Source organism: Petrotoga halophila DSM 16923, assembly GCF_002924615.1.
Genome location: NZ_JALY01000171.1, coordinates 1 through 14,300, shown reverse-complemented (window position 1 = coordinate 14,300; position 14,300 = coordinate 1). Strand labels below are relative to the sequence as shown.

The 14,300-nt window shown below is 33.2% G+C and carries 10 protein-coding genes; all 10 read left to right on the top strand.

Features of this window, described 5'->3' with window-relative positions; genetic code table 11:
- On the top strand, positions 1-524 hold a 524-nt coding region (locus tag AA81_RS08460), incomplete at its 5' end, for an NAD(+)/NADH kinase (protein WP_146050369.1).
- 18 nt (positions 525-542) lie between these two features.
- Positions 543-1,301, top strand: a complete 759-nt coding sequence (locus AA81_RS08455) for a phosphate signaling complex PhoU family protein (protein ID WP_103079510.1) — start codon at positions 543-545, stop codon at positions 1,299-1,301.
- Positions 1,298-4,759: an LptF/LptG family permease gene (locus AA81_RS08450; RefSeq protein ID WP_103079509.1), complete on the top strand. Its 3,462-nt coding sequence runs from the start codon at positions 1,298-1,300 to the stop codon at positions 4,757-4,759. The genes AA81_RS08455 and AA81_RS08450 overlap by 4 nt, the downstream gene beginning before the upstream one ends.
- A 12-nt stretch (positions 4,760-4,771) precedes the next feature.
- The gene (locus tag AA81_RS08445) at positions 4,772-5,446 is read left to right on the top strand and encodes a uracil-DNA glycosylase (protein ID WP_103079508.1); all 675 of its coding nucleotides are present in this window, start codon (positions 4,772-4,774) and stop codon (positions 5,444-5,446) included.
- Positions 5,447-5,448: 2 nt separating this feature from the next.
- A complete protein-coding gene (smc, locus tag AA81_RS08440) occupies positions 5,449-8,973 on the top strand; it encodes a chromosome segregation protein SMC (RefSeq protein WP_103079507.1) in 3,525 nt (1,174 codons plus the stop codon).
- Complete coding sequence (locus AA81_RS08435) at positions 8,970-9,452, top strand: methylated-DNA--[protein]-cysteine S-methyltransferase (RefSeq protein ID WP_103898777.1); 483 nt, start codon at positions 8,970-8,972, stop codon at positions 9,450-9,452. The genes smc and AA81_RS08435 overlap by 4 nt, the downstream gene beginning before the upstream one ends.
- A gap of 176 nt (positions 9,453-9,628) precedes the next feature.
- On the top strand, positions 9,629-10,936 hold the full coding sequence (locus AA81_RS08430) for a nicotinate phosphoribosyltransferase (RefSeq protein WP_103079504.1): 1,308 nt from the start codon (positions 9,629-9,631) through the stop codon (positions 10,934-10,936).
- A gap of 15 nt (positions 10,937-10,951) precedes the next feature.
- Positions 10,952-11,575: a hypothetical protein gene (locus tag AA81_RS08425; protein WP_103079503.1), complete on the top strand. Its 624-nt coding sequence runs from the start codon at positions 10,952-10,954 to the stop codon at positions 11,573-11,575.
- Between the two features lie 15 nt (positions 11,576-11,590).
- Positions 11,591-12,532: an enolase C-terminal domain-like protein gene (locus tag AA81_RS08420; protein WP_103079502.1), complete on the top strand. Its 942-nt coding sequence runs from the start codon at positions 11,591-11,593 to the stop codon at positions 12,530-12,532.
- Positions 12,533-12,664: 132 nt separating this feature from the next.
- Positions 12,665-14,035 (top strand): ATP-binding protein, encoded by a 1,371-nt coding sequence (locus tag AA81_RS08415; RefSeq protein ID WP_103898776.1) that lies wholly within the window; start codon positions 12,665-12,667, stop codon positions 14,033-14,035.
- Positions 14,036-14,300: the final 265 nt, after the last annotated feature.

Here is a 14,300-nt window from a genome sequence, read left to right as displayed (position 1 = left end):
ATATACAAAAAGAAAACATTTCTTTTTCATTTCGGCACCTTTTAGAATGTCATGTAGGTACCAAAAAAGTCGTTGTTCTAAACGATATCGTCTTATTGAAAAGCCAGCCATTAGGCACTATGAACGTTGATGTAAAAATTCAGGAACATACTCTATTTTCATTCTCTGGAGATGGATTAATTGTATCAACGCCAACAGGATCCACAGCGTACGCCTTATCTGCTGGAGGTCCTATCATTCACCCCGAATTGAACGTCATCCAACTCATCCCGTTAGCTGCCCATGCCCTCAACATTAGGCCTTTCATAGCTCCTCCCACACAGAAGATAGAGATCATTTTGAAAAACATGACCAAGGGCTTTGCATATGTAACCGGTGATGGAGATATCATTCATAGGATGGAACCAGGAATGTCTGTATATGTAACTTCCAGTGAAATGACTATAAAACTAGCCCAAAGAAATGGCAACAATTATCTCAATGCGTTGGATAAAAAATTAGGGTTTGGCCGAAGGTTTGAATGATTTTAGGAGGCAAATAATTTGTTCAAAAAGGAGAATGTTATCCAAATCAACAGTATCAGTTTGAATCGACTGACACGATATCTGAATAATGTTTTGAGGATGGGCAGAATAGTTCAAGAAATGTACTATAAATTTGGGGATGCCTATCTAGAAAGAAACGATAAATTAGCAAAAGAAATAATAAATCAAGACGACAGATTAGATTTTATCGAGGCAAGCCTTAATTATGAAAGCGTTATTTTATTGTCTTCTGGTAATTACACAGGGATTTACTTAAAAGCTTGTTTCATGAGCTCGAAATTAGTTCAAATATTTGAAAACATGGGAGACATATGCGAAAAAAACTCAAAATTAATAATTGAAATACTCAAAACCCCTTCTACCGTAAACGCTACAAATTTTGAAGACAGTTTGGAATTAACCAAAGAGAATCTTTCAATAGTTTTATCCTCGTTATCAGATTTGATCAATATCAAAGCTGTCAAATTGATGACAGATCAAGTGAAAGAAAGTTTTTTTGAGAAAGCGAAGAAAAGTTGCATTCTCAATGAAGAAGTAAGGGGGCTTATCGATGCTTACAAATCGTATTTGTACAAATCCAAAGAATCCATTAAATCCGCTTCACTTCATATAGAAGTCTTAAACAATTTAGCAAACTTTTCTGATTTTATCACAAACATCTCCGAAAATATCATTTGGGCGTTGACAGGGGAGTTGTACAAATGTAGAAATAACGATTTAGAACTCTTCTATTTCTTAGGAGAAGAAAACTCGTGAAAAAACTCTTCAAATACGTTTCAAAAGAATTCATACCACCATTTTTTATGGGCTTAATAGCTTTTATAGTCTTTGTGAGCTTAGAGTTGCTTTACCAACTATCGGAAATAATAGTCAGAAACAATGTGGGATTTTCAAAACTACTGATATTGATTTGGTATCATCTACCATATTTTATTTCCATGGGAATTCCTGTGGGAGTGCTATTTGGTATATTTTGGGTTATTTCAAAACTCTCCTCTGCAAACGAAATAATAGCTCTACAAACGTTGGGAATACCGATGAAGAAATTAATCATACCTTTTATGACTATATCTCTATTGTTATCTTTTTTTACATTTGCACTCTTCAACACCATCGTACCCGTATCAAACTACAAGGCAAAAGAAGCGATGGCATTGTATGTCTATCAAAGACCTCAAGCACAGATCGAAGAAAACCAATTTGTCGATGTTGGTGATGGAAGATACCTCTTTGTAAAACAAATAGATAGAGAAAGTGGAATTTTATACGACGTGCTCTTATACGAGGTAAAAAATGATTACACCGCTGTTTTTAACGCTCAGCAAGCTCAAAAAGGTCCTGACGGATGGTACATGAAAAACGGAAGGATGTTTAGAACCAACGAAGATGGTTTCCTCGACTTAGACATAACTTTTGATCAATTGCAACTCGATATCCAAGAAGATGTCGAAGAATTTCTGAACTTCTCTAAAAGCGCTAACGAAATGACCTCAAAAGAGCTAAAAGAAAAAATAACTACTTTTTCCAAACTTGGGTTGGATGTCTCCGGTCTAATAGTTTCTTACCAGTCTAAATTCGCTAACTCTTTGGCTCCCTTAGTAATTTGTATTTTAGGAATTGCCTTGTCTCTGTTTCTGAACCTGACAAGTAAATCTTGGAGCGTAATTACAACGTTTGTGCTGGTCATAATTTATCAAGGTTCTGGGGCTTGGTTGTCTGCTTTGGGAAAAGAGCATATAATAAATCCAACGATATCCGTTTGGATTCCCAACATAATATTTGGTATTATTGGTATTTTTCTATTCTTAATGCTGGATACAAGAGTATCTTATAAACTTCTCGAGCCTTTGAAAAGGGTCTTTTCTATAATACTGTTTATTTTTGTTGGTTCTTCTTTTTTTTCTGCACCTGTAAATATAACGAGTGAAGATTTTTATTTGAAAGATGATATGTTATTTTTAGAAGGTAACGTCTATGTAGAGTATGAAGGTTCTACAATAAAAGCCGATTCAGCTCAAGGTGAATTAAATGAAGATGGAACGATTAAAGCAGCAACTTTCTTTGGAGATATTACTTATCTATATGAAGATACCTCTATACAAGCCTCAGAGATAACCGTAAACTTTGAGGAAGACTCCGCAGTCTTTTTAAATTCATATACCATACAAAAGTATAAGGCAGAGAAAGAGGTAGATGTACGCATATGGTCTGAAAGCATGGAAAAACCGATGCAAGAGAATATAATAGAGACAAATCAGACGAAATTAACAACATGCGAAGATTGTATTACTTATTATTTTTCAGCCAGAAAAGTCGACATATTCCCAGGATATTTTTTGATAGCCAGGGACGTTGTCCTTAGTTTTTTTGGAGTCCCTGTTCTATACCTACCTTTCTATTTTCAAAGTTTATCAGAAGATGAAGAAGAACCCATGTCTCTCACCTTTGGATACGATAACAACGAATTTTTCCTATTAACAGAAATTAATTATAAGTTTGAAAATGGATCTAAGGTTCATTTATCTTACAACACGATCAATGATCTAGCCACTTCGGAAACTGATAAAGAAGTGACACTAAAATACGGGGTCCCCTTTTTATATGGAAGTTTGAATCTATTTACAGGTCTAAATTCCCCAGATACATACAATAACAACTTAGGAGTTTCGTACCAATTTTTTGAAGATAACAAGGAAAGTGAAATTGCCAAATTAGAGTTTCAACTTGAACCGTCTACAAAAGATAAATCTTTGTTGTTAAATATCCCAAAACTAGAAACGAATTTGGGGGATCTTAAAAATATAAAATCACACATTTATTGGGATTCGAAGGGATTTGATGATATTTTATTTTTAAACGTGGAATCTCAAGCGTTTCAAAAGAGATATGGGAGATCTTTGATTTCTCTTTCAAAGCTTAAGCTCAACTCTCATTCATATGGGGACATATCCGACCTTTCAATGGATCAAATATGGGATACGAAAGAAAGTGAAATAGATGTAGAAGGAAAGTACAACTTCTATGAAACATTTGCCAGAATGTACGGCGACTTTGATTACGCTTACACCACCGTCGCAACCGAAACCACTAAAAATCGATTAACAACGAAAAACACCTTCTCTTACACAGATACCCTTTATGAGATTGATAGAAATAATTTTGATTTAAAATTCAACATGGAGGATGCGATTCATTTCAACTATTATAACGACTTTATACCTGGTGAAACATACTCTTCTGGAAAATCGCTCTTTGATTACTCTTTAGAACCCGGATTTGATATTAGTTTAGGTGTTTTCGAATTTGGTAACTCCTTAGAATACATAAAGGTTTTAGAAAACTCTCTCACTCCCTCTGCCACAGACGAATTGAATTACAACGATTACGTAGGATATTCTTTCTCTATCTTTGAAAAAAATTTTACGAACTCCGCAAAGTTAAGTAGAAGTTTTGATCTGAAAAATGCCGAAAATTTCCCCAATTTGCAAGAAATGGAACTTCAAACTCAAACCAATATAAATCTATTAAACACTAAAAATACCTTACAAACACAAACAGAGTTTGATATTACTAATCCCGATACGATCCAACCGGATACAACAAACGTCAAACTAACCAACGTCATTGGCCTTTTAACCCATAGAAGTGAATTCGATTATCACCATCAAGAAGAGATTAAGGTTGATTATATTGAAAACAGAGAAATTTTGAGGTACAATAGAAATCGACTACAATTGGATTATAGTTATTATTTTCATGAACAAACATTCACCAAAAAGATCCCAGAGCTTTTAACATATTTTCTTTTTTATTATGAAGGTAACAAAATTTACGGGGATTTTGACATGAAGGAAGAGTACACTGTCTACGACTTAGACCTAAATTTCTTGGAAAAAAACTCAAATTACTCTTTTGGAATAGACACAACCTACCGTATTTCAGAGTCTCTTGAAACAGGCTTCGACATAAACAACAGGGATAAAAGCGAGTTTGCAAAAATAACCTTTGATTATAATATAGAGAATCAAAGCTGGGATTTCACCGAGTTTGAAATACAGAAAAAGATTATATGTTGGACGTTGAACATACAGTCTAAATTTTCCTTACTACCCCAGTTTGATTTAGCTTCGCTCAGAATATCTTTTTTTATCAATTATATACCCGATAAAAATATCTCATATGGTGATGAAGGGTTTGAATTTGGATTAATGTGAGGAGGAATATTGATGTTCTTATACGGCAACGAGGAAAAACAAAAGAATATGGAAATGATCGCCAAAAGAATAGAGGTATGTGAAAAGTGTCCCTTGAACCTTACAAGATCTAATACTGTTCCAGGTTCGGGAAACGTTGATTCGCCAATAATATTTGTAGGTGAAGGTCCTGGTGCAGATGAAGACGCCTTGGGAGAACCTTTCGTTGGAAGAGCAGGGCAACTTTTAGAAAAGATGCTCAAAGAGTATGCAAAATTGGAAAGAAAAGATGTTTTCATCACAAACATTGTGAAATGTCGACCTCCTCAAAATAGGGTTCCCACACAAGAAGAGGTTAAAAGCTGTCAATCCTATCTTGATGGGCAAATAATCGTTATTAAACCAAAAATAATAGTAACCCTTGGTAATGCACCATTGAATTACTTTACTGGTGAATCTAAGATAACTCAATCACGTGGACGTTTTTTCAACTGGTATGGGGATATTAAAATCTTTCCAACTTTTCATCCAAGCTACCTCTTAAGAAACCAAAGTTTGACTAAAGGATCTCCAAAATGGTACGGATACCTGGATATGAGAATAATTGGAATAATGTATAGAGCATTAAAACAGGGTAAAGGGGTTGAAGAGGTTACTAAAACAATTGAAGAAAAGATTAAAAGCCTTGAAAATGCTGGGGGGAGTTAAAATTGAAACTCTTATCCCTAGAGATAGAGGGTTTTAAAAGTTTTGGCAGAAGAACATATTTTAATTTAGATAAAAATATTATCGCGATAATCGGTCCCAATGGATCGGGTAAATCTAACATTGTAGACGCGATTAGATGGCTATTAGGAGAGCAATCTCAAAAACAGATGAGAATATCAGAAAAAAACGATGTATTGCACATAGGAAGCAATGGAAATGGGTCTTCCAACTATGCAAAAGTTTCGTTAGTAGTACAAAACGATGACAATGAAAAAATTAAGATCTCGAAAATATTGGAGAAAGACACACCCAACAGGTACTATATAAACAACAAAGTCGCCACGCTTAAAGAATTACAAAATATATTCAACAAAGGAACGGGGAAAAGTTTTTACTCGATTATTGGACAAGGCCAAATTGGTGAAATAGTCAACTCCTCACCTGAAAATATTAGAGATATTGTGTTGGATGCTTCAAACATAGCTAAATACTTAGAAAAAAAAGAAGTATCGATCAATCTATTGAATAAAACAACCGAAAATTTAGACAGAATCAACGATTTACTATTTGTCGTGGATAAAAGGTTAAAATCTTTATCCATTAGGGCTGGAAGGGCAAAAAAATACCTAGAATATCGCAAGGAAATTAAAAGAATAGGAAAAATATATTTTGGTGCTTCTAAAATATCTTTTCTAAAAAAGATAGAAAAATATCAAAAAGAAATACAAGACAATTCTCAAAGAATGAAATCTTTGCTATCAGAGCTTTTTGAAGTAGAACGAAGCTACAGAAATTTAAAAAGCGAAATAGAAGATACTGACAAACAACTATCCATAAACGGAGACATGGTAGAAAACTACAGGCAAAGGGTTCAAACGATAGAAAATGAAAAAAATCAATTAACAGAAGAACTAAATGAGAACAACTCTTCAATAATAAGCAAAGAGTGGGAAATGAACTCTTTAGAAGAAAAATTGGACAAACTTGAACAACAGTTAAAAGAACTCTCTAAAAACGAAAGAAATTTTAGAGAAATAGAAGAAAAAACCCAAAACAAAACCAACCTTATAAACGAAAAAAAGAATCGTATTATACAGGAAATAGAAAAACAAGAAGAAACGCTCAAAATCTTAGAATCCGAATTATCAAAGGCATCTCAAGAAAAAGAACGAAAAGAAACAGAACTAAAAAATCTCCAAACAACATACAGCAGTAACCAAGAAAGAATTAACTTACTAAAAGATCAAATAAATACCTTGAAAACAAAATTAGAAAATAACTCACAAAAAATGAAAGAAATAGAAGAACTACTCTCCCATTCAAAAGGGACTGAAATTCAATTAGAACAAAGGTTAAAAAAGAAATTCGATGAGTTAAAACAAACAGAAAACTCTTACAATACCCTTATATCAGAAATTGACTCTCTTCAACAAAATGAAAAGAATCTATTTTACACATATCAATCTTTAAACAGGCAGATCAACGAATACGAAGGATTCTCAACAACGATAAAAGAATTTTTCAAAGTCTTCAAAGATGACGATAACGTGGTGGATGTCGTTGCCAATTTAATTAACACAGAAGAAAGGTATGAAGAAGCGGTTTCGACAATAGCCAGCTCAAGAATACAAAACATAGTAATAAAAAATTCTTCAAAGGCAAAAGAGTATTTGGATCTGGTAAAAAAGGGCAACAATGGAAAAATCACCCTTCTTCCACTTGATCTATTAAGAACTAAAGTTCGATTACAAAAAAACTTCTTAAACGAACCGGGCACAATAGATTTTGTAATTAATTTAGTAAACTACAAACAAGAATATAGAAAGGTTATGGAATACGTTTTCTCTAATGCTTTGTTAGTTGATAATATTGAAACAGCTATAAAAATTTCAAAAATGAAGTATCCTGGAAATATTGTTACTCTCAGCGGAGAATTAGTCTACTCTTCTGGTGCCATAACCGGAGGAAAATCTAAATACGATCATTCTTCTACGGTACTTAAAAGAAAGAGAGAGATCTCTGAAATAGAAGAAAAGCTAAAACAAATCAGAGCTGTCCTTTCAAACAAGCAAGAGCTATACAACAAAGTAAAAGAAAAACTTAACCTTCAAAAAGAAGAGTTGGAATCTATAAAAGACGAGTTAAGACAAGCAACACTCACGAAAAACTCACATGACCTAGACTACAAAAAAATCAAAGAAGAAACAAGCAATTTGCAAGAAAGTATAACTCTTTACAACGAAAAATTAGCCAACTATGAAGAAAAAACCAAAACGCTTGATCAAGAGATACAATCATTAAAAATGGAAATAGAAAATAACTATCAAAACACTACCCAAACAACTAAAAAAATGCACGAAATCGAAGAAACCATCAAAGACAAAAGAACCTTACTCAATCAAATAGAAAAAGAGCTTATAGGCCAAGAAATGGAGTTAAAAAGCATAAAAGAAAAGTATGAATACTACAAAAATCAAAAGTTAGCAATTGAAAACGAACTAAAAGAAATAAAAATTAAACAGCAAAAAACAAAAGAATCCTTTGATAACTTAAAAGAAAAAAACGATAAAATAAACCAATCTATAAACGAACTCAATAAAGAAAAAGACTCCCTCAACAACGAAATTTCAAAATTATTTGAACTGATGAAACAAAGTAGAACAGGCAAACATAACAAGGCTAAAGACTTGGAAAATTATGAAAACCGTATAGACAAATTAAAAAATGAAGTAAATACAATAAAACAAAAAAATCAAGAGATTGAATTTGAGATAAAAGAAGCCAACCACAACATACAATTCCTCAAAGAAAAAGCCCAAAACTTAGAAATTAACGAAGAAGAGTTCGAATTAAAAGAATTATCCGAAAAAGACATAGAAGCCTTAGGGAACAAACAAAAAGAATTGGAAAGTTCATTAAAAAAACTTGGTTCTGTTGATTTAACTGTTTTAGACGAATACGAAGAAGTAGAAAAAGAATACCAAGAAAATCTAAAAAACAAAGAAGATATAATGAAATCAATAAATTCTCTTAAACAAAGTATAAAAAATCTTGACGAAGAAGCTCAACGTCAATTCAACACATTTTTTAACAATCTCAACAAAGAATTCTCATACTTTATCTCAAAACTTTTTCCAAACGGATACGGTGAACTCAGGTTAATTGGTGAGGGCAAAGAGTTTGAAAAAGGAATCCAAATATCTGTAAAAAAATCTGGGATGAACTTTCAAAAACTCTCTCTCTTTTCAGGAGGGGAAAAAGCTCTCATAGCGATAGCTTTTCTCTTCTCACTCATGAATCTAAACCCGAGTCCTTTTTATATACTAGATGAAATCGATGCCCCTTTGGATGATCTAAACGCCGCAAAAATATCAGACTTAATATTAGAGAACTCTAAAAAGTCCCAATTTTTGATAATAACACACAATAAGATAGTGATGGAAATTGCTGAGCTTTTTTACGGAATAACTATGAGAGAAGGAACTACGTACATAGTTCCCGTTGATTTCAAGGAGTTAGAACGATGAAAGCTGTGTTAGGAACGCCTATCGGTAGTGTGATAATCTATGTAAAAAATGACAAGATAACTAAAATAAAGCTAACCTTTCAAAAAGAAGGGTGGGGAGCGGGGCGTAGGGGCGCTAATAAAAATGAGAATTATTACAATTCAAAAACAAAGAAACATTTTGATATAATATATGAATATCTATTTGGAGATCTCCCAAAAATCCCAAAAAAAATATTTGATTTCCCTGGTGAAACAGCTTTTGCAAAAAAGGTTTATGAAACTTTGTATAACACAAAAAAGGGAAGCGTAATTACCTACAAAGAATTGGCATCAAAAGCTGGAAATCCAAAAGCTTACAGAGCGGTGGGAAATTTGATGAAGAACAACCCTTTACCCATAATTATCCCATGCCACAGGGTAATAAAAAGCGATGGCAGTATAGGAAAGTTTAGTCCAAGTATCAAATGGAAAAAATATCTACTCGATTTAGAAAGATGAGAAATGGGTGAAGGGTAAAGTTCCTTTTCCTTATGGGCGGGCTGCGGGGCGAAGGGGCGCAAATAAAGACTAGGCGGAGCTTACATAAAAAAACCTAAAAATCATTTTACAAAACTAACAATCTATTTTTAAAAGCGCCACAAGACGGCGAAAAAATTTATCAGAAGGTGGAAAAAATGGATTTAAACGAAACAAATAAAAGATTACATCCAAAGCTCTTCAAAGTACCCATCGACAAAATAAGAATGGGGTACTACACTGACAAATACTTTACAAGGTATGTAGAAGTCCTAAAGAAAGACAAGAGAAAAGTAAATGTAACTTACCAATTTTTTCCAAGAGCAGACTGTGTAGTAGTTGGAATAGATGAAGCACTATCCCTTTTAACTTATGGAACAGGTTACTACAAAGATGAAGAAAAAGCAAAAGAGATTTTTGATGAAATTTTAACCATAGAAAGAGCAATACAAGACGCCTCTACACGAATGGACAAAGAAGAACTTCTAAATTGTACAAATAAAAAATGGGACCTTAGGATGCTACTAAACAGTTTATGGGTAGATAAATGGGACGAAATAGAAGTACTTGCTTTGAACGATGGAGACGAAGCAAAGAATATGGAGCCTGTGTTCGTAATCAAGGGTAATCCTGCTTTTTTTGGACATCTGGAAACACTTCTTTTAGGGGTAATGGCAAGGGCTTCCAGCACGGCTACCGCTGTAAAAAAAGTTGTCAACGCCGCTAAAGGAAAACCGATTTTGTTTTTTAGCGCAAGATTTGATCATTTTTGGGTTCAAACAACTGACGGTTATGCCGCCTTGAAAGCCGGCGCCTTTGGAGTATCTACCGATGCAAACGCTGATTATTGGGGAGTTGAATCTCTCGGAACCATACCCCATGCTTTAATTGCCGCTTACAATGGAAACACCTCGGACGCAGCTATAGCTTTTAACAAATATATAGATGGTCATGTAAATAGAATGGTGTTAGTAGACTGGGACAACGACGTTATTGGAACTACCATCAAAGTAGCAGAAGAGTTTTATGAACACATATACGATGAAAAACCCAATATTGATAGAGGGGATTTGTCCAAAATAGTTGGTGAAGGAAAAGACAAAATTTGGGCCGTTAGATTTGACACATCTGGATCCTTAAGAGATAAATCTGTCATTCCAAAAGACAAATCATCTTTAGGAGTTAACCCTGAGATGGTATGGCGGGCGAGAAGAAAATTCGATGAACTAGGAATGAACAATTTAAAAATAATGGTCTCAGGGGGATTTAACCAAGAAAAAATCGATTTATTTGAAACCCTTGAAGTTCCCGTAGATCTATACGGTGTAGGATCATCGTTGCTGAAACAAAAAATCGACTTCACAGCAGATATAGTAGAAGTCGATGGTAAACCCTGTGCAAAGGTAGGAAGAAAAAAAGGAGACTTCTCACGACTAAAAGTCGTCGAAAGAAATTACTGGGAATAATAATGGAGGTATACTATGTTTTCAATGACTCTCTTTTTAAGCCATTTTGTATCTGATTTTGCCTTTACCAACGTTTATTCTGATAAATTCTTGGAAAAGTCCAGTTATTATAAACATCTAATCTGGGTTTTATTGGTCTTTTTAGCTTTCAATTTTGATATGTTAACGGGATGGATGCTTTTAATAGTTTCACTCTCCATCCTTCTTCATATAGGTATAGACTTACTAAGAATAAAAAACCAAAACACCAACATCTACTTTGAAATCATATTTTTAGGGGCCTTTTTAATCTGGTCATACCTATTCAGAAGCTTTTTCCAAGATTCTTTCTTATCTAACGTCTTTCAGTTCTATATTGTAGGAATGATCGTAACAACAAGTTTTGGAAGCTTCTTATTCAGAACTTTCAACCTATTTGAAAAAGAAAAAAAAGACACAATCGGTGCATCGGAAAGGTTAGCGATATTCATTTTTATGATGGCTCAAAACTACCTTTGGTCCATTATAGCAGTAGGCGCCGGATTAGCATACAAACTTATCTTTGTAAAAGAAAAAAATATAAAAGAGCTAATCTTATCGCCAACCTATGCAATATTAGTTTCCTTATTTTGGTATTTACTAATGCAAAATATATACTAAGAGGGCTGAAAATTCATGAAAGAAAGAAAAAGAGACGTATACTACTGGCAAGAAAGAACGATCTTAAAAAATCTAAATATAGAATGGCAAGAGCATGCTATATTTAAATTCATAGACAAACAAGGAATTCAGGGGGTTGGGGCAGCTACCCCCAATTACTATTTTGGTGAGACATTTAAAACTACCATGGCGATATTGGAATTAATTAGAGATCTATTTGAAATGGAAGATGATATTGAAAACCTACCCAACATCGAAGAAAAATTCAATGAAAAGATAAAAAGAGACAACTCTTCAAAAACCGCTGTTTTTTTAGCGATCTTTGACTACCTAACAAACAAATACAATTACGATCCAGCAAAATTGCTCTTCCCGACTAAAAAAAGTATCTCGCAGGAATCTCTCTTTAGAATTTTTTGGAAAAAAGGCATTAATATATTTGACTTACTTCCAGAAATTCAAAAAGATGAAAAAATTATAAAAATAGAGTTCTTAGAAAAACCGTTGCTCACAGAGTTTGAAAAAATATTGAAACTCTTCAAAGGTAAAAAACTATGGATTGACCTGAGAGGTTTATTCTCCCACCATGAAATCAGACAAATTCTAAAACTTTTGAAAACCTCTGAAACTATGGCTTTAGAACAACCAACCCCGAAGTATAAAGAAAATACTTTAAGCAATCTACAAATAAACTACCCAATTTTTTGGGATGAATCCATCGAACAACCTGAGGATATTATCAGAGTATCAAATATTGCTTCAGGAGTCGTCTTAGATATCACCAAAGTTGGTGGACTAACCAACTTAAAAAAACACTACGACCTAGCCAACATACTCAACTTGGAAACAGTCATCTCCACAAGAATAGAACACCCCATAAATCTAAACTGGTCTAACAAAATAAAAAACGCATTCGATATAATAGATTTGAATATAAATCATTATATTGTGATATAATATACTGACGAGTAATATACTGATCAGTAATATACTCACCAGTATATTACTGGCCAGTATATAAAAGTCGTGCGTCATGAACTTTTATGATTGGGCTTGCCCCCTTAACGTATCGGCGAAGGAGCGCTATAAATGAACTTTTATGATAGAGAAAAAGAATTAGAAGCTCTTACCAAAATCCTAAACTCTGAAGAAAAAAGATTCACGGTTTTATACGGAAGAAGAAGAATAGGCAAGACTTCTCTCATTAAAAAAGCCTATGAAAATCGTGACAATTTTTTATATTTTTTTGTTGAAGTAAAAAGAGAAGAGGCACTGTTAAAAGAACTGAGTAGTCTTTTTTCTAAGGCAATTTACACAAATTGGTACGACCTTTTTACAGATCTTTTTGAAAGATTTGATCACATAATTTTTGATGAATTCCAAAATTTCTTTTTGGTAAATAGCGATATACTTTATTCTTTGCAACATGCTTGGGATGAAACAAAATACAACACAAAGCTTACGGTTTTGGGTTCATACACAGGACTCATCAAAAAAATATTTATGGAAGAAAAAATGCCCTTATTTGGAAGAGTGAATAACTTTATTAATCTCAAAAAGTTCAACTTAAAAAGCGGACTAGAGATGTTATTCGACTTTGGTTACGACACTGAAGAAGCTTTAGAAATCTATAGCCTTGTAGGTGGTGTTCCCAAATATTTGTGGGGTTTTAAAAACAAAGATAATTTAAAAAACAAGATATACGAGTTATTCATCGCTGATTTTTCACCTTTCAAAGAAGAGTCTAAAAACATTTTAATTTTAGAATTTGGTTCTGAACATAGATCCTATTTTTCAATATTGGAAGCAATCGGGGGAGGCAATAAAACTCTCAAGGAGATAGAAGACATTTCAAAAATCCCTTCTACTTCCCTCTCAAAATATTTAAACGAGCTAGTCAATAATTATGAGATTTTAAAAAAAGAAAACAGTATATTAGATAGAAAAAGTAGAAACGCAAGATATTCTATAAACGATGAATTTTTTGACTTTTACTTTAACCTTTTAAGTAGATACCTTTCAGAAATAGAATTCAACCCTAAAAGCGCTTTAGAAAAAATATACCAACAATTGCCCACTCATATTGGCCATCAGTTTGAAAATATATGTATACAATTTTTAAAAGAAAAACCCAATTATCCCGGTTTTCTCATTAATAATATAGGAAAAAGCTGGGGAAAGGTTCCATATTCGAAAAACCTCTCATATGATATAGACATAGTAGCATATAACGACGACAACATCCTCTTCGGTGAATGTAAGTGGACTAACAAGAAGATGGGAATAAAAGATTTGGAGACACTGAAAATGAGAAGTAACTATGTAAACTTTGAAAACAAGCAAACAAAATACATCCTCTTTTCCAAATCTGGTTTTACACAAGAGTTACTCAAATTTCAAACTGACGACTTGTTTCTTCTAACTCCTAATAAAATGGTATCTGAATTATTTAAGGATTAATTGATCTTATGATACATTTGTTTAGTATTATAAATTTATCTTCTCGTCAACACTTCTCATAATGTTTTTAGCGCCCTTTCGCCAGGTAACTCACTCAAAAGATTAAGAGATGTATTCAAAAGATATAAACTATTAATCAAAATTTCAAATAAAAACTTGATATTTCAAAAAAAGATAGTATACTAATTATTAGTATGCTAATAGTTAGTAAGTTAATTATTAGCATACTAATAGAAGATTTACGCAGTCTTTGAAACTACAGATC